Origin of the sequence: Gilliamella sp. GillExp13 (assembly GCF_001690815.1) — a bacterium.
Taxonomy (GTDB): domain Bacteria; phylum Pseudomonadota; class Gammaproteobacteria; order Enterobacterales; family Orbaceae; genus Gilliamella; species Gilliamella bombi.
The window spans coordinates 1-20,382 of the sequence record NZ_LZHJ01000106.1 but is presented as its reverse complement, the minus strand read 5'-3'; the positions used below and the strand labels follow the sequence as shown (position 1 = coordinate 20,382).

General features: G+C 34.5%; 18 protein-coding genes, 1 pseudogene and 1 riboswitch. Of the genes and pseudogenes, 10 read left to right on the top strand and 9 right to left on the bottom strand.

Annotated elements, in window-relative coordinates:
- Positions 1 to 190: 190 nt before the first annotated feature.
- The 5 genes from A9G37_RS07485 to rne all read right to left on the bottom strand — a co-directional run bounded on the left by A9G37_RS07485 (position 191) and on the right by rne (position 6,568).
- Positions 191 to 1,003 (bottom strand): peptide ABC transporter ATP-binding protein, encoded by an 813-nt coding sequence (locus A9G37_RS07485; protein ID WP_034910395.1) that lies wholly within the window; start codon positions 1,001 to 1,003, stop codon positions 191 to 193.
- 22 nt (positions 1,004 to 1,025) lie between these two features.
- Positions 1,026 to 2,015, bottom strand: a complete 990-nt coding sequence (locus A9G37_RS07480; RefSeq protein ID WP_065575112.1) for a peptide ABC transporter ATP-binding protein — start codon at positions 2,013 to 2,015, stop codon at positions 1,026 to 1,028.
- Positions 2,016 to 2,017: 2 nt separating this feature from the next.
- Complete coding sequence (locus tag A9G37_RS07475; protein ID WP_065575111.1) at positions 2,018 to 2,878, bottom strand: ABC transporter permease subunit; 861 nt, start codon at positions 2,876 to 2,878, stop codon at positions 2,018 to 2,020.
- Complete coding sequence (locus A9G37_RS07470; protein WP_218059341.1) at positions 2,871 to 3,629, bottom strand: ABC transporter permease subunit; 759 nt, start codon at positions 3,627 to 3,629, stop codon at positions 2,871 to 2,873. The genes A9G37_RS07475 and A9G37_RS07470 overlap by 8 nt, the downstream gene beginning before the upstream one ends.
- A 248-nt stretch (positions 3,630 to 3,877) precedes the next feature.
- The gene (gene rne, locus A9G37_RS07465; protein WP_065575109.1) at positions 3,878 to 6,568 is read right to left on the bottom strand and encodes a ribonuclease E; all 2,691 of its coding nucleotides are present in this window, start codon (positions 6,566 to 6,568) and stop codon (positions 3,878 to 3,880) included.
- Between the two features lie 742 nt (positions 6,569 to 7,310).
- Between rne and syd the strand changes: the two genes are divergently transcribed.
- The 7 genes from syd (at position 7,311) to A9G37_RS07430 (ending at position 13,520) form a co-directional block, all read left to right on the top strand.
- Positions 7,311 to 7,844 (top strand): SecY-interacting protein, encoded by a 534-nt coding sequence (syd, locus tag A9G37_RS07460; protein WP_065575108.1) that lies wholly within the window; start codon positions 7,311 to 7,313, stop codon positions 7,842 to 7,844.
- Positions 7,845 to 7,963: 119 nt separating this feature from the next.
- On the top strand, positions 7,964 to 9,139 hold the full coding sequence (locus A9G37_RS07455; protein WP_065575107.1) for an amino acid aminotransferase: 1,176 nt from the start codon (positions 7,964 to 7,966) through the stop codon (positions 9,137 to 9,139).
- A 288-nt stretch (positions 9,140 to 9,427) separates the two neighbouring features.
- Positions 9,428 to 10,789: an adenylosuccinate lyase gene (gene purB / locus A9G37_RS07450; protein WP_065575106.1), complete on the top strand. Its 1,362-nt coding sequence runs from the start codon at positions 9,428 to 9,430 to the stop codon at positions 10,787 to 10,789.
- Positions 10,786 to 11,349 (top strand): GNAT family N-acetyltransferase, encoded by a 564-nt coding sequence (locus A9G37_RS07445; protein WP_081297693.1) that lies wholly within the window; start codon positions 10,786 to 10,788, stop codon positions 11,347 to 11,349. The genes purB and A9G37_RS07445 overlap by 4 nt, the downstream gene beginning before the upstream one ends.
- Positions 11,306 to 12,088, top strand: a complete 783-nt coding sequence (locus tag A9G37_RS07440) for an amino acid ABC transporter substrate-binding protein (protein ID WP_065568692.1) — start codon at positions 11,306 to 11,308, stop codon at positions 12,086 to 12,088. Before A9G37_RS07445 ends, A9G37_RS07440 begins: the two co-directional genes overlap by 44 nt.
- On the top strand, positions 12,085 to 12,756 hold the full coding sequence (locus tag A9G37_RS07435) for an amino acid ABC transporter permease (protein ID WP_065568693.1): 672 nt from the start codon (positions 12,085 to 12,087) through the stop codon (positions 12,754 to 12,756). The genes A9G37_RS07440 and A9G37_RS07435 overlap by 4 nt, the downstream gene beginning before the upstream one ends.
- 11 nt (positions 12,757 to 12,767) lie before the next feature.
- Complete coding sequence (locus A9G37_RS07430) at positions 12,768 to 13,520, top strand: amino acid ABC transporter ATP-binding protein (RefSeq protein WP_065568694.1); 753 nt, start codon at positions 12,768 to 12,770, stop codon at positions 13,518 to 13,520.
- A 37-nt stretch (positions 13,521 to 13,557) separates the two neighbouring features.
- On the opposite strand, the gene A9G37_RS07425 is transcribed toward A9G37_RS07430, so the two are convergent.
- The gene (locus A9G37_RS07425; RefSeq protein WP_065575105.1) at positions 13,558 to 14,916 is read right to left on the bottom strand and encodes an MmgE/PrpD family protein; all 1,359 of its coding nucleotides are present in this window, start codon (positions 14,914 to 14,916) and stop codon (positions 13,558 to 13,560) included.
- 236 nt (positions 14,917 to 15,152) lie between these two features.
- Between A9G37_RS07425 and folK the strand changes: the two genes are divergently transcribed.
- From folK to gluQRS, 3 genes are all read left to right on the top strand, one after another.
- The gene (gene folK / locus A9G37_RS07420) at positions 15,153 to 15,638 is read left to right on the top strand and encodes a 2-amino-4-hydroxy-6-hydroxymethyldihydropteridine diphosphokinase (protein WP_065575104.1); all 486 of its coding nucleotides are present in this window, start codon (positions 15,153 to 15,155) and stop codon (positions 15,636 to 15,638) included.
- 136 nt (positions 15,639 to 15,774) lie between these two features.
- Positions 15,775 to 16,230 carry an RNA polymerase-binding protein DksA gene (gene dksA / locus A9G37_RS07415; protein ID WP_034910366.1) on the top strand — a complete coding sequence of 152 codons (456 nt, stop codon included), beginning with the start codon at positions 15,775 to 15,777 and terminating at the stop codon, positions 16,228 to 16,230.
- Between the two features lie 31 nt (positions 16,231 to 16,261).
- Positions 16,262 to 17,152, top strand: a complete 891-nt coding sequence (gene gluQRS, locus A9G37_RS07410; protein ID WP_065575103.1) for a tRNA glutamyl-Q(34) synthetase GluQRS — start codon at positions 16,262 to 16,264, stop codon at positions 17,150 to 17,152.
- On the opposite strand, the gene moaA is transcribed toward gluQRS, so the two are convergent.
- The 3 genes and pseudogenes from moaA to A9G37_RS07395 form a co-directional block, all read right to left on the bottom strand.
- Positions 17,132 to 18,106 (bottom strand): GTP 3',8-cyclase MoaA, encoded by a 975-nt coding sequence (gene moaA / locus A9G37_RS07405; protein ID WP_065575102.1) that lies wholly within the window; start codon positions 18,104 to 18,106, stop codon positions 17,132 to 17,134. The genes gluQRS and moaA overlap by 21 nt on opposite strands.
- Positions 18,103 to 18,224, bottom strand: a riboswitch (molybdenum cofactor riboswitch). Its footprint overlaps the gene before it by 4 nt.
- 406 nt (positions 18,225 to 18,630) lie before the next feature.
- Positions 18,631 to 20,004 (bottom strand): annotated as a pseudogene (gene cysG, locus A9G37_RS07400) (siroheme synthase CysG).
- 109 nt (positions 20,005 to 20,113) lie between these two features.
- A partial coding sequence (locus tag A9G37_RS07395) for an IS3 family transposase (RefSeq protein WP_141670985.1) occupies positions 20,114 to 20,382 on the bottom strand: 269 nt, incomplete at its 5' end.

Below are 20,382 nucleotides of genomic sequence, written 5' to 3'. Positions count from 1 at the left end.
TAAGTCATTTTTAAACATCAAATAGACGTCTAGAAATCCGTATAGCTAAATATAGTATCTTTTAATTTATTTGTCGAGATTTTTTATCTAACAAAATAATCAAAATAATCAAATTACAAATTGACGAACATTCTAAAGAAATGTGTATTGCTTCATGCAAAAATCAAAATAACTCGAATAGAATTGTTGATTAAAAAGTACGAGTATCGGTACGCCAAGTATCTGCGGTAAGCGCTTCACCAAAATAGCTATTGATTAATTTTTGGGTAATATCACTCAGCGGTGAAGCTAATACTTCAGCGGTATTACCATATTCAACCAATTCGCCATTATGCATAACTAAAATTTCATCGCTGATATGTTTCATCATTCCAATATCTTGGGTAACATATACATAAGAGATATTTTGTTCAGCTTGTAACGTCAGCATTAAATTAACAATTTGCGAACGCATCGAAATATCAAGTGCAGCTAATGCTTCATCTAAAATTATTACTTTGGGTTTTAAAATCAATGCTCGAGCTAATGCCACACGCTGTTTTTGCCCCGCAGCCATCACTGAAGGATAATAAGAGGCATGTTCAGGTAACAATCCAACTTGCTTCAATACATCTCTAATTAACTTTTCACGTTCATGAGCATCATAATTAGCATTACACTTTAATGGTATTTCAAGCAATTGCCCAATACGTAATCTTGGATCAAATGAACTTTCTACATGCTGAAATATCATACGAATTAGTTGACAACGATAGCTATAATCGCCGTATTGAACTTTATTACCATCAATCCAGATATCTCCACTATCGGGCTTTATCATACCAACTAACATTTTTGCAAGTGTCGATTTGCCAGAACCATTTTGCCCGATAATTGCAAGTGTTTTACCTTCATTAAGAGAAAACGATAATGGCTTCACCGCATTAATGTATAAATGTCCCAGAAATCCTTTAGGAATTTTAAATTGCTTAGATAAGTTACGCACTCTTAATATTGGATTCATCGTATATTCCTATTATTTATGGCTACTCATCAGTATTTAACGGAAAATGACAGGCTACGAAATGATCTTTTATCGGTATCAATTCTGGCACCAAAATACATTTTTTCTGAGCATATGGACAACGAGGCCCTAATCGACAACCTATTGGTAGGTGTTCTAATGATGGGATCACTCCAGGCAAAGTATTTAAAGGACTTTTATGCGGCATCGCTTTACCAAAATCAGGAATTGCATAAATTAGCGCCTGAGTATAAGGATGATAAGGCAATTTAATTAAATCTTTACTATCAGCAACTTCAACTGTCTGTCCACAATATAAAACATTGATACGATCAGTCCATCTGGTAACCATTTGCAGATCATGACTAATAAATAAGATAGTGGTACCCACATTTTGATTCATACTAGCTAGCAACCTAAAAATTTGTGCTTCAGTAGTTGCTTCCATCGCATTTGTCGGCTCATCAGCAATAAGTAGCTTAGGCTGATTAGCTAACGCAATTGCAATCATGACTTTTTGACATTCACCTTCAGTCAATTCAAACGGATAAGATTTTAATATCTCCTTATGATTCTTAATTCCTACCCGATGCAATAACTCAATCGCTCGATGTTTACGCCAAAATAACCTTTGCCACCAATGCCCCTTAAATGTCCTTCTTGGAATTGCACTAATTAATTGTTGTCCTACTTTCATGGAAGGATCTAAGCAAGATTGTGGTTCTTGGAATATCATCGATATATTGGCACTAATGACTTTTCGGCGCTGTCTAGGAGTAAGTTTAAGTAAATCAATGCCATTAAAATAAAATCGATCAGCTGAAATCTTCCAATTATGATTAGTTACGCCTAAAATAGCTTTAGCGATAAGGCTTTTTCCAGATCCTGACTCACCAACTAAACCTCGAATTTCACCTTCTGACAACTTTAAATTTACACGATCAATTGCGCGCAAAAGACCATCTGGCGTAATAAACTCAATGGTTAAATTCCGAATATCTAATAATGCCATAATTAAGTTCCTGCTCGACGGCCATATAATCCAAAATTGAATAAATAAACCAAAATAATTGTAGCAGAAACCGCAATTCCCGGAGATAAAAAGGCTAAATAATTAGTTGCAATGATATCTTTCATCTGAAACATCATCATACCTAAATCTGGTCGAGAAACATCATTGGCAAAACCTAAAAAAGTTATGGTAGTAATAGTTAAAATAATCGAACCAAATAGCGAAACAATTTCAGTCAAATAAATAGGTAAAATATTAGGTAAAATATAATGATTAAAAATTGTAAAGGAAGATAATCCATCAAGTCTATAGGCCGTAATATACGTTTTATTCCATTCATTGATGGCACGCTGATGAATATTATAAATAAAGCGTGGCGTATAAGATAACCCTATTACCAATAAAACATTAGTAATGTCATCTTCTAATAATAAGCTAATCACAATCACACCAAGTAACGGTGGTACTACCATACAAAATTTAAAAACAAATAATATAAAAGGGCGTATAAATGATATAAAAAACATTAAGTAATTAATTAACCCACCAATGACAGCCACATAAAAAACCGCCTTTAATGTCATTGACATAGTTGAACGATAACCAATTAACAAATAATCAAAAATATCTTGTCCTTTAGCATTTGTACCTAATATATGATTAATATCACCATTAGACCACCAAGCAGGTGGTAATGAAGTTGGGTAAATAGGGGTTAAATGAGCATGAAAAAACCATTTGGTTGATAATGCCACAAATGAGATCGCTAATATGCCATAAAAGCCAATAATTAAGTAAAGATTGTTATGCAACCGATTAAAGCTTAAATTAACATTTTTAAGCAATCTTTCTTGCCTAGACATAATGTTCCTTATGACGTAAAGGATAAATAACTACCGCCGAAATTTCGCCCAATAACGTTAACAAACTGATGACAGTGCCACAGGCTAAAATGGCAATAGAAATAACAAAATAATTATGATGATGATAAGCAAGCATCACCCATTGTCCTAATCCTACTCGATTAAATAAAATTTCAATTACCATAGTTGAAAACAATAGTGTTGTCGTATTATAAGTTAGCTGTGGAATAGTCGCAGGAATGGAATTAGGTAATAAATGACGGCGTAAAATTTTAAATGGTGATCGCTCACGAATAATCGCCATTTTAATAAAATTCTGTCGTGATGTATTTCTTACATTCTGGCTAACAAGTTGAATAGTCATAATGCTTGGTTGAATAGCTAAAATAATGATCGGCAAAAACAAATAGTGAAGTTGATCAAATATCATATGCCATTTATCTGTTTTTGATGAAATTAAAAGATCCAATAAAGAAGTTCCAGCTACTGATGGCGATACATTAAAATTCATCGTTATCGACCAAGTTGGCGATAACCAATACATAACAATAATAACAACCATAACTATAGGACAAGAATACAATAATAAAGATCCTAAACGGATAATATTATTTAACCAATTAATATTACTAAGCCCAAGAAAAATTCCCAATGGTAATCCAATCAGTAAAGCAACGAATAAAGCGAGAATACACAGTTCAAATGTAGCCAATAATGTATGAAGAAACGGCACCGTTTCTCCAGTTAACAATCTGAATTGACCTTGCAGCAACTGTTTAAAAAAAGCACTGTATGCATCCAAAAAACTTAAATTATTAATGTTAAATGTTGAGTGAGGGTTAAAATAAACTAAACAAAAACTAATCTGAGCTAATACGCAGATAATAAACAAAAACGTTACTATTTTCTTAAAAATATAGATAATCATTATTTATCTTTATCGCTATTATAATTAATTAAAACACGGCGACATAACCACGCCACCGTGTATTAATCTATTTATTGATTATCCAGTATTACTGGTTTACTTGCTGCAGCATAAGCATGATCCTGAGCACTTAAACCGCCAGCATTACCTTTACCTTCAAAATGATAATCTGATTCTTCACGCGATTTTATTTCAACATCATAAGTCACATATTCTGGTGCAGGTGCTTTAGTCATTGCTGATGAAGAATAACCTATTGAGTGTGAATCATTAATTACAAGATCACTATCATTTTTCTCATTAACGGTAAAATCCTCTTGAGCACTTACAAATAAAAGAGCTTTTGATACCTCATTAACACTAGCAGTACTATTTACATCTTCCTCATTTTTAACAATAACAGGGAGTAAAAGCGATGGAATGACAGGTACCACATTATGTGGTTCATAATTAGCTATTTGACTGTAATCAACAACAACACGACCTAAAGCTAATTCCAATGATGCTGCTGCAAACGGTAATGGTATTGGAGACTGTTTTAATTCTACATTACGAACACGGCGTTTATTACGTTGGCCATTCATTCGTAAATGTCTTGAAGTACGGCGCTGACGTTTCGGTTGAATTTCCGATACAATATTGCCCTCAGCCGATTCTGAGACAATAACAGGCAATAGTAAAGAAGGAATAATTACCCGTTCTTGTTCTGTCTGCACCGTGGCAGTAGCATTACTATTTTTCACACGAACACTTCTAGTTAATGCTCGTTGTTGACGTCTTGGCTTAGCCTCACGCAGTTTGGGTTGTACTACTTCCTCGACAACTTTATCTGCCTTAAAATTATTCTCAGAGTTTGCTAAATTAGTATTTGAATTACTATTTTGTTTAGCTCTGCGATTATTATTTCGACTTGATTCTTTAACCTCGTCAATATTACCTGCTGCAATAAAATTACCATTATTAACAGCATTGTTGTTTCGGTGATTACGTTGACGTCGATTGTTTGAACGTTGATTATCCCGTCTTTTAGTTGGTCTTGTTTTAACTTCTAGCTGAGGTTCTACTTTTTCAGTAACAAACAGTTTACGTAATTTACCAAATAACCCACTAAACAGACCGCCTGATTTTTTAGTTTTTGACTCTACCTTTTCTTTTGGTGCTACACATGCTTCAACTTTAGGGCCTGATAATACAGCTTGTTCAACAATAACTTCAACAGCTTGTTGCTCTTCTTCCTCTTCCTCAAGTTCACGAATCAATTTTGGAAGATTATAACTCAGTACATCTGTTTCTTCGCCTCTACGCTTACGAATCACCTTATACAATGGGGTTTCCATCTCTTCATCGCCAGCAATCACAATTTTGACATCAGGATGCATACTTTCAATATTGGTGATAGCACGACGTTTTTCGTTGAGTAAGTAGCTTGCTATTGGCACAGGAACAATAACATCGATTTGTACTGTATTATCTTTCATTGCTTCTTCTTGAATCAATCGAAGAATAGATAAAGACAATGAGTTATTGTCCCGAACTGTACCTGTACCTTGACAACGAGGACAAATATGATGCGTTGCTTCGCGTAATGAAGGACTTAAACGTTGGCGCGACATTTCAAGTAAACCAAAGCGTGAAATTCGCGTAGTTTGAATTCGTGCACGATCGGTTTTCATCGCTTCTTTTAAGCGATTTTCTACCTCACGCTGATTACGGACTGGTGTCATATCAATAAAATCGATAACAATCAAACCACCTAAATCACGTAAGCGTAGTTGACGAGCTATTTCTTCGGCTGCTTCAAGGTTAGTATTAAATGCTGTTTCTTCAATATCACTACCACGAATGGATTTAGCCGAGTTAATATCAATTGCTGTAAGCGCTTCGGTGGCATCAATAACGATTGAACCACCAGAAGGTAAGCGAACTTCTCGCTGGAATGCCGATTCAATCTGCCCCTCTATTTGGAAATGATTAAATAATGGCACATCACCCTCATAAAGCTTTAAGCGACTAATATACTCAACACGTCCCAAATCAGCTAAACGTTTTTTAGCAATCTCAAGTACTTTAGGATTATCAATTAAAATATCACCAACATCATCACGCAAATAATCACGAAACGCACGAGTAATGATATCACTTTCTTTATGAATCAAGCTTGGTGCAGGATGTTTTTTTGCTTCGTTTTGAATTGCTGTCCAATAGTTAACTAATGCATCTAAATCTTGTTGCAACTCCTCTTGGCTTTTACCAACACCCGCCGTTCGAGCTATAACGCCCATGCCTCTTGGCTTTTCAATTGCATCAATAATACGCTTAAGATCTGCTCTTTCTTCACCTTCTATACGGCGCGAAACACCGCCAGCACGAGGATCATTAGGCATCAACACCAAATAGCTACCAGCTAAACTAATATAGGTGGTTAAAGCCGCACCTTTTTTGCCACGAATCTCTTTTTCAATTTGGATAAGGACTTCTTGACCTTCCTGCAGATGTTTAATACTACGACGACCAGAAATATTAGATGGGAAATAGCTTTCAGCAATCTCTTTTAAAGGTAAAAAACCATCACGCTCACCACCATACGAAACAAAAGCGGCTTCTAAACTTGGATTGATTTTAGTGATTTTACCTTTATAAATATTCGCTTTTTTTTGTTCATGTCCAAGGCTTTCGATATCTAAATCATACAATCGTTGACCATCAACAAGCGCAACTCGCAGCTCTTCTTGCTGGGTTGCATTGATTAGCATTCTTTTCATTATTCTACACTCTTGATTAATCTTAATTAACAGTAGGTAGAATCTTATTATTGATAAGTGATTATTTTAACAATGATGAATAATGGTACTTAACTAAATATTGGTATACAGCATTCATTATTTTATTTATGTTATTTTTGTTATTATTTTATGTGAACCTGATACCGCTTACACAACATCAATATCATACATTAAGTAACATGCTAAATTAAAAAGCACTAAATATTAAAAAAAACCTAATTGTATAATTTATTGACACTATTAATATGGCTAATTTGCAAGCCTATGTTTCTTAATGGCTTTAGCAAATAAACTAAATCTTTATGCAATTGTTTAAAATAAACATATTATCTAATTATAATGATTCTACTTACGCTATTTTATTTTGAAAAACTGTAATGTCTAACGCCATTGCTGCATTACAAGGATAAAATTATCCGCCACTATTATTAACGTTTCAGTCAAGGATAGCAAGCAAATTAAACTGGCTATTTTACAAACAGTTAAGAATTCATTTTTAGTTATATTCAACTTGCTTTAACCACACAATAAATAACTTATTTAATTTGCTTAGATTTTTTACTGAAACACATAGTTACCTGAAACTTTTTTACAAAATTTTTTCTTACTAATTATCCCATTAACTAAAAATAAAACACCGATGCAATTATGCATAACAAAACTTAATCAGTATAATGAAGATAAAATAACATTATAATTTAAATATGAGATATATCTGTTTATGAACTCTGTCAATAAAATTGCCTTACTTAATTTTACTACTCGTTGGATTGAGCAATTCAAATACGCACCACAAGGCGAAGAACTACATGCCATCCCCTCGCCTTGTATTTTAAAAACTGACCATCTCACGGTATTTTGGCAACCATTCTTATTAGAGCCGCCAAGAGATCTATCGATTGTTGAACAAGTTATTGGTATCATTTTACATCCCTCTGCTCACATTTTTTATGGTACACAATATGCTGGTAATATGACGGCTAAATTTACCGACACAGATTTAACCTTAATTCAAGCATGGAACGATGATGACTTTTCAACTTTAGAACAAAATTTAATAGCTCATTTATCCCAACAAAAAAGATTAAAACGAACACCAACCATTTTTATAGCTACGACGGATGACAGCACAAAAATAATTTCATTAAACAATTTAACGGGCGAAATAGTAAAAGAGGACTTAATAACAGGAGAACTAACGACATTAACTAATGATTTGATTTCATTTTTTAATCAACTTACAGTTTTTCAGTAACTATAAGAACGTTAAAAATGTTTACAAAAATCTATTTTATCGTATACCTATTTGAAATTGTAACTTACAAAATAATGTGTATATAATGCAGTAATAATAATCAATTAAATAGGTGGATTATGTTTGAAAATTTGACAGCGGCACCAGCCGATCCCATTTTAGGGCTAGCAGACCTTTATAATAAAGATGAACGCACCAATAAAATTAATTTAAGTGTCGGTATTTATAAAGATGAAACGACCAAAACCCCTATTTTAGAAAGTGTCAGAAAAGCAGGGCATTTGTTACTAAATGACGAAACCACAAAAAGTTACTTTCCTATTGACGGTCTCAAATCCTTCAATATTGCAACGCAAACTTTGCTTTTTGGTAGTGAAAATGAACGAGCAAGAACTGCACAAGCACCTGGAGGAACAGGGGCTTTACGCATTATGGCAGACTTTTTAGCTCGCAAAACCAAAATAAAACGAGTTTGGGTTAGTAATCCAACTTGGCCAAATCATCGTAGTGTATTCCAAATGGCAGGCCTTGAAGTACGCGAATACCATTATTACAGTGCACAAACGTACACTCTTGATTTTGATGCCATGATGAGTAGCTTAAACCAAGTTACTGCTGGCGAAGCAGTATTATTCCATGGATGCTGTCATAACCCAACGGGTATCGATCCAACCCCAGAACAATGGCAAGCTATATCGAATCTTGCCTTAAAAAATGGTTGGTTACCACTGTTTGATTTAGCTTATCAAGGCTTTGGACAAGGTATAGAAGAAGACGTTTATGGGTTACGGTTATTTGCCAATAATCATCCAGAACTACTTATTGCAAGTTCATATTCTAAAAATTTTGGTTTATATAACGAACGAGTGGGAGCATTTACATTAATTGCGGCAAATGCTGAAATTGCCGATCGAGCCTTTAGTCAAGTCAAAACAATTATTCGAGCTAATTACTCAAACCCTCCTGCCCATGGAGCTAAAATCGTCTCTTATATATTAAACAATGAAGAATTAAAAGAAGAGTGGATCGATGAATTAACAAGTATGCGTCAACGCATTCACCGCATGCGACAACTATTTGTAAAAACCTTACAAGACAAAGGTGCAAATCAAGATTTTAGTTTTATTGCCAAACAAAATGGCATGTTTTCGTTCAGTGGTTTGAACGAAGAACAAGTACTAAAATTACGTAATGATTATGGCATTTACATCGTAAACTCAGGACGTATCAACGTGGCTGGTATGACATTAGATAACATGTCCAGACTTTGCGAATCAATTGTTGAAGTACTATAGAAATTTTAATAATAAACAGTCATAACAATAGAAACGCTCAAATAAAGGGTGTTTCTATTTACTTCCCCCTTTAAATTAATATGTTTTTTACTATAAAAAACAGGTTTAGATTTGGCATACATATCCTTATTAATCAAAAATTATTCTAATGATTACTTACACCTCCTCCTTCTTATTAGTATTTTATTCCATTTGGTTATATCAATAGAAAAACAGATTATTAGACGATACTCCAATAATTACTAATAATTATTGAGTAAGATAGTAACAATTATTGAGGATAGTTTGATGGCGTCACATATTTTAGATTTTTTAATTTTGGGCAATAACTTTGGTACTAACGAAATGAGAGCAATTTGGTCAGAGACAAATCGCTTGCAAAAACAGGTGGATGTCGAAGTTGCTTTAGCTAAAGCGGAAGGCGAGTTAGGCGTTATTCCAATTGAAGCAGCCAATTCAATCATATCCAAAGCCGATGCATCTAAATTATCAATTGAACAAATTGCCGAAGAAGCAGCTAAAGCCAAACATTCGTTAATGTCAACAATTAATGCACTGCAAAAACAAGTCGGTGATGCGGGTCAATATATTCATTACGGCGCAACCACACAAGATATCGTCGATACTGCAACTGTTTTACAATTAAAACAATCTTTTACTGTAATTGAACGCGATAGCAAACTAGTGGCACTAGAACTAAAACGTTTAGCTAAAAAGTATCAGTATTTACCCATGGTTGGAAGAACCCATGGCATGCAAGCACTCCCCACAACCTTTGGTTTTAAACTTGCCGTATGGTTAGATGAATTTATTCGGCACTTACAACGTTTAAGTGAAATCAAACAACGAGTATTAGTCGGTAATATTAGTGGTGCAATTTGTACTTATGCCTCAATGGGCAAGTTAGGACCACAAGTTGAAACTCGTGCTCTAACAATACTGGGACTAAATATCCCTAATATCGGTTGGCAAGCAGCTCGTGACCGTTTTTCTGAATATGCATCAGTCATTGCGCTAATTAGTGGCACATTAGGTAAAATGGGCAATGAATTTTACAACTTAATGCGTACCGAAATTAACGAAGTTGAAGAACCGTTCTCGGAAGGAAAAATAGGCTCAACTACCATGCCGCATAAACGCAACCCAGCGGCATTAGAAGGTTTAGCCAGTTTGACAGCTCCACTTTTAAAAAGCGTCGCGTTAATTCACGAATCAATGAAAGTTGAACATGAGCGCGATGCCATGAGTTGGCGAGCCGAATGGATCGCACTACCAGAAATTACTCTCTATATTTCAGCGCAATTACAGACAGCACTTACCGTACTTAAAGGACTTAAAGTCAATGCTGACAAAATGTTGACCAATTTATCACTACAAAATGGTTTACTACTATCTGAAAAAGTGATGTTTGAAATCGGCAAACGATTAGGTAAACAAACTGCACATAATTTAGTTTACCAAAGCGCCATGAAAGCATTTGAACAAAATCGACCATTTAAAGATATATTATTAGAAGAACCACGTTTAAATAAAGAATTCACCGAATCCGAACTTGATGCTTGGTTAGATCCAATTAGCTATATTGGCTCTGCACCGGAAAAAGTAGCACAAGTTATTCAATATGCTGAACAGTGTGGAGTATTAGCATGAGCTTTCGCTTAATCACTCATAAAGACATTCCTGCTTATCAGGCTCTATTGCATTATGCTTATCAATCCACCACTCAATTAGGCATTCATTTTGCCGCAGCAACAATCACGCAATCGCAAATTGCTGACCATATTGATTCCAATGCCGTGTATCTATTTGAAAAAGAAGGTGATCTACTATCAACCTTAAGTATTCGCTTTCCGTGGGGCAATAACCCTGGACCTTATGGGGTACCGCATTTAGGTTGGTTTGCAACAGCGCCACAATATAAAGGCAAAGGTTATGGTAATGCATTATGGAATTTTGTTGAACAGCAAATTCTAATTAACCAACTAAAATTACCTGCAGTCACGTTAGGCACTGCTGCAAATCATCCATGGCTTGCCCAAACTTATATTAATAGAGGCTATAAAAAAATAGGGCAAGCTAATTTAACACCCGATCATACCACCCTTTATTTTGAAAAAATCTTAAATCATAAAAACTATACCGAATGGAAAAAAGGAGTAATAAACTATGAAAAAAATAAGCAAGTTACTGTCCGCTCTATTATTAACTAGCCTAGCCTTAATTGGTTGTGATAATAAATCCAATCATCAAGTAACAGAGCAAAATGTAATTAAAGTGGGCTCCACAGGACAAAGCTATCCAAACGGTTATAAACAAGATGGCAATTTAGTCGGATTTGATGTTGAAGTTACTGAAGCAATTGCTAACGAATTAGGCTATAAAGTCGAATGGATCATTGCTGAATTTGGTGGTTTAATGGGGCAATTTGATTCAGGGCGTTTAGATACTATTGCCAATGCAGTTGCGGTTACAGATGCTCGTCAAGCCAAATATGATTTTTCCAATACCTATAGCCTTTACGGTAGCCAAGTTGTTACCCACAAAGATAACAACGATATCAAGCAATTATCTGATTTTAAAGGTAAAACCATTGCCGGTGTGCTAGGCTCAAATCATATAAATAATCTAAAAAAAGCCTTTCCTAACAACGAAATAACAATCAAGACCTATGAAACACGAGATGGTGCAATGTATGACACGGAGTATAGACGAGTTGATGGTTATGTCAATTCTAAGCCAATATTACTGGCTGAAATTAAGCGTAAAAATCTACCGTTTAAATTAGTGGGTGAGCCAATTACTATTGAGCAAGTTGCTTTTCCATTTAGTAAAGATGAAAAAGGCCAAGCACTACGTAAAAAATTCAATCAAGCCATCGAAAAGTTACGCACCAATGGCACATTGAAAAACCTTGCTATTAAATATTTTGGTGAAGATATTACCCTATGAATTTTAATGTAAACTATTTTTTAAGTGTATTTCCGCAGATATTACCTTATCTGCCTGTTACACTTTTTATTACCATCATATCGATTATGTTTGCCATTATATTTGGACTAACAATTGCACTATTACGTAGCAATAAAATAATCATTATCGATTCGTTTTTTGCACTGTTTATATCACTGTTTCGAGGAATACCTTCTGTTGTATTACTGTTTATTATTTATTACGGATTACCACAAATTTTTCCTGTTCTAAAACAAATGGGCGCTACAACAGCAGCTATTATCTGCTTCAGTTTAAAATATTCGTCCTATTTAGCTGAAATTTTCCGGGCAAGTTTAAAGTCCGTTGATCAAGGTCAGAAAGAGGCAGGAATAACCGTTGGTTTAAGTAAAATACAAGTTTATCGAGGTATTATACTACCACAAGCTATGGTCAATGCCCTACCAAACGCTGGTAATATGTTCATTTCATTACTTAAAGATTCGTCTGTTGCCTTTTTTGTTGGCGTACAAGAACTATTAGCATCGGGGAAAATGTTAACCGCTAACTCATTTCTCTACTTCGAAACCTATCTAGCTGTAGGTATTGTTTACTGGCTAACTGTTGTTGCCTATTCTTGGATACAAAAACAATTAGAGCGAAAGCTCAATGTACCTTATCATCGTTAAGGAGTAAGGTTATGATTTCTGTTTCGCATTTATCTAAACGTTTTGCAAATAATGAAGTATTAAAGGACATCAACTTAAATATAAAACAAGGTGAAGTTGTTGCCATTATTGGCCCATCAGGCTCAGGAAAATCAACTCTGTTACGTTGTTTAAATTTACTAGAAAAACCAAATACAGGCACTATCAAAATAGGAACTGTATCACTTAATAGTAAGCATTATAGTATTAAAGAAGAAAGCAACTTACGAAAACAGTCCGCTATGGTTTTCCAACACTATAATTTATTTAAAAATAAAACAGCATTAGAAAATATAACTTATCCATTAATTGTTGGTCAAAAAATGGATAAAACCAAAGCAAAACAACAAGGATTATCATTATTAGAACGAGTCGGTATGTTGCCATACGCAACACAATATCCCATCACTTTATCGGGTGGTCAACAACAACGTGTTGCAATTGCAAGAGCTTTAGCTGTTAAACCAAATGTATTATTATTTGATGAACCGACTTCTGCACTCGATCCTGAGCGAGTACACGAAGTATTGCAAGTCATGCTACAGCTAGCAAAAGAACATATTACTATGATTATAGTAACGCATGAAATGGAGTTTGCTAAGTACGTTGCAGATCGAATTATCTTTATGGCAGAAGGAATGATTATCGAAGAGGGACCAGCAAAATCAGTCATCGATAATCCTCAAAATGAAATTACGCAACGATTTTTACGCCAGCTAACTGACGAAATTGATTTTGAAATTTAGTTAAAAAATATACTAACTAATGATAATAATTTAACATTTAAAGAGTAAATAAATAAGATAATAGAAATTGACGAATATCTAAACCTTTTGCTAGTTTATGAATATCTGTTAATAATTGCTCTGTTTTAGTTTGATCTTTAATCGCTGAATGCAATTTTAACGACATTTCAGTTTGGCTATATGGGTTTTTAGGAGAACCTTTGGGAATATCAATACGCTGACTTATCTTTTTACCATTTTTAAGAAAAATATCAATAATTACATAACGCCCATTATAAGCTTCTAGATGTGGCGTAAGATGCGTTTGATAACTTCGTTTCATCTTCTGCATTAATTGTTTTATTGCATTTGAAATAGGTTGTGATGAAAACTGCTCAAAACCAAGTGGCAATCCTAAAAGAGTTAATGCTAAAACATATTCAGCCGAAAAACGTCCTTGCTGCGCCAATGAAGGGGTTTTATATATCAATGCAGCATCACTATTTGGCGGTGCAAAATAAATAACAATATTATTAATATTATCAAATTCAAAGCTAAGATTTTGGTAAAGTAATTGACCCGCATCAGCAATATAAGCAGCAGCTGAACAATAAGAATAATTTTTAAACCATAATCCGGGATCCACAATCTTCCAAGTTTTACCCCAATGACTTAAATCAAAATGTGTATTACCTTGCCCATAAATAGCCAAAAAACCTAATTTATCATCTAAAAAATCCTGATCGGCATGTATACCAGCTCTTAACCATTCAACGGATTGTACAGCATGCTGTGCTGCTAATCCTGCATGTAAAAATTTGATCGGAGTACCCATTAACAAACGCATTCCTGATGCTTGTGTAGCTGCTAATGTTAATGCCTGTGATAAAAAAGGTTCATCATAGAGATAACAAATAGCAGCAGTGGCAGCAATTCCACCCAAAGTAATAGTTGCATGCCAACCTTTTTCATAATGCTGTGGATTAACACTTTTACCCAACAAAGCCATCACTTCAATACCAATAACATAAGCCGTTAAAAAACGTCGACTATCAATCTTTTGTTCAATACTATCTAATCGAACACTAGCAATAAGAGCGGATAAAATAACGGCTGAGGGGTGGCCTCTAACATCTGAATGTACATCATCATAATCTAAACAATGCGCTTGAAAGCCATTAAAAAGTGCTGCTTGCCTTGCCGTAGCTAACTTTTTTTGACCAATCAGCAAAGCTCTAGTATTTCCACCCTCATCTGCTATCCATGCTAGTAATTTATGAACATCATCTTCCTGACAAGCTTGTAAACTACAGGCAAAATAATCGGTTATCCCCTTGATAGCACAATCAATAACTTGAGGATCACTGATTATTGAAGTATTTTTTATTAAAAAACTTAATTGTTGACCTGAATTCATTTTATATTCTCAATAAATACAATAACTAATAAAAATAACCATTTAATAAAATAATTTGCTTTACCATAGGTAACATAATGAAAAATAGATAAAAAGTTAAAGATTATATGGTTATATTTTTATAACACAAAGTCATAAGCATGAATCTATTTATATAATCATTCTTGGCAATTGTTTTATGTGCTAAGATATTGCCATTCAATTATATTTAATATCACAAAAAAATAAGTCTAATTATGTCAATTTGTTATGTTGCTTTAGGGAGCAACCTTGAAGATCCGTTTGCACAAGCTAATCGTGCTATTGAATCATTACGCTGTTTGCCTAGCACAAAAGTGGTAGATATTTCACCATTTTACCGAAGTAAGCCCTTAGGGCCACAAGATCAAAATGATTATCTTAATGCAGTAATTAAACTGACGACAAGCTTATCGCCTATAGCATTGCTTGATGAACTACAAGCTATTGAAAAAGCACAAGGACGCGTACGCAAAAATAATCGTTGGGGCGCTAGAACCCTAGATTTAGATATTTTACTTTATGATGACTTAGTCATTAATAATGAAAGACTTACTATCCCTCATTATCATATAAAAAATAGAGAATTTGTCCTCTATCCACTATTTGATATCAGTCCTGAACTTATTTTCCCCGATAACGACAAATTGTACGATTTAGTAGCTAAATGTCCTGAAAATGGATTAAAAAAGTGGAATAATTAATTATCTTTATTAATAACATATAGTTGTATTATTTTTCCTATTTTTTAACTATAAAAATGATAAAAAAAATTTGCCAAAGGCTGAATTATTGCTATAGTTTAGCGCTTTCAAATAATCTTTACTTAAGGGGATTGCAGTGAAAAAGGAACAAAAAGTAAATACATCTTCTCTTAGCCTGCTTTCAATTGCTGGGCTTGAGCCTTATAAAGAGGCAAAAGGCGAGGAGTACATGAACCCTAAGCAATTGAAACATTTTAAACTTATTTTAGAAGCTTGGCTAACTCAGCTACAAGGTGAAATGGGAAAAACAGTTACGCATATGCAAGATGAAGCAGCAAACTTCCCAGATCCGGCTGACCGAGCAACACAAGAAGAAGAATTCAGCCTTGAATTACGCGCTAGAGATAGAGAAAGAAGACTCATCAAAAAAATTGAAAAAACGTTAAAGAAAATCGAATCAGACGATTTTGGTTATTGTGAATCTTGTGGTGTTGAAATTGGAATCCGCCGTTTAGAAGCAAGACCGACAGCCGATTTATGTATTGATTGTAAAACGCTTGCAGAACTTCGCGAAAAACAAATGGGTATGTAATCCCTGTTATCTATCATTCCAAATCAGACCTATGCATTATATCGGTCGTTTTGCCCCTTCACCATCAGGGCCATTACATTTTGGTTCGTTGGTAACGGCTCTTGGTAGTTATCTCCAAGCTAAATCTTGTCGTGGTAAATGGCTTGTCCGTATCGAAGATATCGACCCACCACGAGAAGTCAAAGGGGCATCATCACTTATATTAAAAACGCTTGAAGCGCTTAATTTATATTGGGATGATACGGTCTTGTATCAATCATCTTGCAGTGAGCGTTACCGCACTGTTTTAAAAACACTTATAGATAAACAACAAGCCTATTATTGTGACTGTACTAGACAACGAATTCAAAACCTAACAAATGGTATTTACGATAACTTTTGTCGTGAACGACATTTATCTATCAATAATAAGCAACAAGTTGCTGTACGTTTAAAACAAAATCATCCTATTTTTCAATTTAAAGATCAGATTCGTGGCTTACAAACAGTTGAAAAAGCAAGTGCGCAAGAAGATTTTATTATTCACCGCAAAGACGGCTTATTTGCCTATAACTTAGTGGTAGTTTTAGACGATCATGAACAAGGAATTACCGAAATTGTTCGTGGCGCGGATCTTTTACCTGTTACTGCAAAACAAATCTCACTATATCAACTGCTTGGTTTTTCTGTGCCAAGTTACAGCCATTTACCACTAGTATTAGATAAAAATGGCAATAAACTATCAAAACAAAATCATGCTAGCCCGATTGATTTAAACAATTTTAAAGCGTTAACCGTCCAGGCTTTACAGTTTCTAGGACAATATGTGCCAGAAGATTGGCAAGACGCCACTCAAAAACAGTTACTAGATTGGGCTATACAACATTGGCAAATTGACAATGTCCCAAAACAGAACAGCCAATTATCCACCGATATAAGATAAATTAGGGGTGAGCCCTACACGATGATCATGTAACAAATGCTTTTCTGGTTTAATCATTAATGAAGCAAGAATTCTTGCTTTTAATTGTTGTTTCTGTTCTGAGCTTTCCAACAAATCACGTAAATCAACCGCCGCATCACCAAATAGGCAGTAATGTAATTTACCGATAGATGATACACGTAATCGATTGCAACTTTTACAAAAATCTTTTGAATAGGGCATAATCAAACCAATTTTTCCTTGATAATCGCTGTGCACATAAATCTTAGCTGGACCTGATAAAGGTTTTTTGGGTTGTAACTCCCATCCCTGCGCAATTAATTGTGTTTCAATAAAACTACCAGACAAGTGATAACGATTAAATACATCATTGCTTTCGCCTGTTTCCATAAGTTCAATAAAACGCAACTCTACTGGAATATTTTTAATCCATAACAAATAATCATTTAAATTATCATTCATATTTTTCATCAAAACGGTGTTAATTTTGACTTTTTTTATACCTACTTCTAACGATTTATCAACACAATGCAGTAATTCTTTAAGCTTATCTTGACCAGTAATTAATTTAAATAAATGGGGAGAAAAACTATCAATACTAATATTAATCGCATTTAAACCAGCTTGATGCCAATGGTGAATATTTTTTAATAAACGTGAACCATTGGTCGTAATAGCGAGTTCCTTCACGCTGGGATAGGAAGATATGAGCGATAAGATATCAATAAAATCGCGACGCAAGGTAGGCTCGCCACCAGTTAATCGAATTTTGCGTACACCGAGATCAGTAAATGTTGCCACAACATGATTAATTTCATTGAGCGACAAAAATTTATGTTTCTTGTTAGGCTGATAACCACGTGGTAAACAGTACTGACACTGAAAATTACACAGCTCGGTAATCGACAAACGCAGATATTGAAATCGACGCTGATAATTATCAACTAATTGCATATATACATTAAACACCTTATCCAAATCGGGAAGCATAACCATTTCTGCGTTATACCGCGACTAATCCACCATATGAAAATGCCACTTAGGTAAAAAAGCTTCAGAGTTTGATTCAGTCTAGCATAGGCTTTATTTTTTGACTATGATCAAAGTAATTTTTATAACCTGTCTTCTTATTGAACAATTAAAACAGTAACGCTTTCCTAAAATAACACCGCCAAAACAAAAAAGTTTTCATAAAAAAATATCCAGGTATAGTATTGATTTTATTTGATTTTTATCTCAAGTTAAAATAAAACACTTACTGGGCAGTGTTTCATTTTATTAGTGACGAATTTTGTTCTTTATTTTAGAAAAAAGCGCTTTTACTATCTAACTGCAATAGTGCGTATTTGCGATATCTCCCTCGGTTTAGAGTCACATTATACTATGAACTGTTAATCGTATTTTATGTTTATATTAAACTTTTTTACACGTTAAAAAGACGCCATTAAAATATGAACAGATCAAACCTTTAGCACCCACTAACACTCAGAAAACCAATTTAGCTTTTCTCGTAATGCAACAACAGGCCCAATAATAATTAAACTAGGACTACAGGCTTGCAAAGATAATTGTGCTAAATCACATAACTGGCCTGATATTACTTTTTGTTTCGTTGTTGTGCCTTCTTCAACAATTACAATTGGCGTATTTGCATTCATACCGTATTTAATTAATTGTTTTTCGATGTTACTGGCTTGAGATAATCCCATATAAAAAACTAATGTTTGCTTTTCAGCGGCTAAACTCTTCCAGTCAAGGTGACTACCATCTTTCAAATGACCAGTAATTAAACGTACGCTATGAGCATAATCCCGATGCGTTAATGGGATCCCACTATATGCAGAACAACCTGAAGCTGCTGTAATTCCTGGTATTACAGAAAATGGAATATCGGCGTTAAATAATGTTTCGAGCTCTTCACCACCTCGACCAAAAATAAAAGGATCTCCACCTTTTAAACGTACAACACGCTTACCTTTTTTAGCTTGTTGTAAAAGAATCTGATTTATTTGTTCTTGAGGTACACAATGAAATCCTGCTCGCTTACCAACAAAAATACGTTGAGCATCGCGACGGGTTAGATTCATAATTTCATCCGATACTAATCTATCATAGACAATAATATCTGCTTGTTGGATTTGCTGTAATCCCTTTAAAGTCAACAAGCCCGCATCACCTGGACCAGCACCAACTAACACAACCTCACCACGGGAATCAAGTGATGTATCAAATAGCTCATTGGTGAGTTTTTCAACATGATCTGAATCGCTATTAGCAATCGCTTGAGCTAACCTATCATGAGAAAATAGCCTTTCCCAAAAACGACGACGTTCCGTCACTGTTTGATAGGTTGTTTTAACTTTATTACGTAAATAACCGGCATATTTAGCTAATTTGCCTAAATGTTGAGGTAAAATGGACTCTAGTTTTTCACGCAATAATCAAGCCAAAACAGGAGCATGCCCTTCTGAAGAGACAGCAACCATAATAGGGGAACGATCAATAATTGAGGGCATAATAAAACTCGCATCTTTTGGAGAATCAACCACATTACAAAAAATACGCCTTTTTTCCGTCTCAATACTCACTCTTTGATTAGTTTCCTGACAGTCTGTTGCCGCAATAACTAACCATTTATCATCCAGTAATTCAGCATTAAACTCCCCTTGAACTAAAACTAGTTGTTTTTGTTCATTCCAGCATATGAATTGCTCGTTAAATTCATGCGCATTGACAGTTAAGCGGGCACCAGCTTCAAGTAATAATCGAGCTTTACGTTCAGCAACTTCACCGCCACCGACTAATAAGCAATCACGGTTTTCTAGCTTACAAAATAAGGGGAAATAATCCATAACACCTCAAAATAAAACATTATCTGTTTAAAAATTTATTAACAACTAACCTCTAATAATAGAAATTTATTATGGTATGTCCACACTTTTTAGTACCAAAAAGATAAGGTCATCGATTTCTTTTGTATTCAATCGGCGACTGGTAATTTAATGTTGAATGAAGTCGATTATAATTAAACCAATCCACATAGTGATTAAATTCCAATTTAAGTTGCGCCAGTGAATCAAAAATAGTATTTGACACAAATTCTGTTTTCACTGCTTTGAATGTGCTTTCTGCAATTGCGTTATCATAGGGGCAGCCTTTGCGACTTAAGGACCGTTTAATTCCAAATGCTGTTAAACATTCATCAATCAAATGATTATCAAACTCTTTTC

Bases quoted from the DNA above. Each gene is read 5' to 3' on its own strand.
- A9G37_RS07485 (WP_034910395.1), bottom strand. From the start codon at position 1,003: ATGAATCCAATATTAAGAGTGCGTAACTTATCTAAGCAATTTAAAATT.
- A9G37_RS07480 (WP_065575112.1), bottom strand. From the start codon at position 2,015: ATGGCATTATTAGATATTCGGAATTTAACCATTGAGTTTATTACGCCA.
- A9G37_RS07475 (WP_065575111.1), bottom strand. From the start codon at position 2,878: ATGTCTAGGCAAGAAAGATTGCTTAAAAATGTTAATTTAAGCTTTAAT.
- rne (WP_065575109.1), bottom strand. From the start codon at position 6,568: ATGAAAAGAATGCTAATCAATGCAACCCAGCAAGAAGAGCTGCGAGTT.
- syd (WP_065575108.1), top strand. From the start codon at position 7,311: ATGAACTCTGTCAATAAAATTGCCTTACTTAATTTTACTACTCGTTGG.
- A9G37_RS07455 (WP_065575107.1), top strand. From the start codon at position 7,964: ATGTTTGAAAATTTGACAGCGGCACCAGCCGATCCCATTTTAGGGCTA.
- purB (WP_065575106.1), top strand. From the start codon at position 9,428: ATGGCGTCACATATTTTAGATTTTTTAATTTTGGGCAATAACTTTGGT.
- A9G37_RS07445 (WP_081297693.1), top strand. From the start codon at position 10,786: ATGAGCTTTCGCTTAATCACTCATAAAGACATTCCTGCTTATCAGGCT.
- A9G37_RS07440 (WP_065568692.1), top strand. From the start codon at position 11,306: ATGAAAAAAATAAGCAAGTTACTGTCCGCTCTATTATTAACTAGCCTA.
- A9G37_RS07435 (WP_065568693.1), top strand. From the start codon at position 12,085: ATGAATTTTAATGTAAACTATTTTTTAAGTGTATTTCCGCAGATATTA.
- A9G37_RS07430 (WP_065568694.1), top strand. From the start codon at position 12,768: ATGATTTCTGTTTCGCATTTATCTAAACGTTTTGCAAATAATGAAGTA.
- A9G37_RS07425 (WP_065575105.1), bottom strand. From the start codon at position 14,916: ATGAATTCAGGTCAACAATTAAGTTTTTTAATAAAAAATACTTCAATA.
- folK (WP_065575104.1), top strand. From the start codon at position 15,153: ATGTCAATTTGTTATGTTGCTTTAGGGAGCAACCTTGAAGATCCGTTT.
- gluQRS (WP_065575103.1), top strand. From the start codon at position 16,262: ATGCATTATATCGGTCGTTTTGCCCCTTCACCATCAGGGCCATTACAT.
- moaA (WP_065575102.1), bottom strand. From the start codon at position 18,106: ATGCAATTAGTTGATAATTATCAGCGTCGATTTCAATATCTGCGTTTG.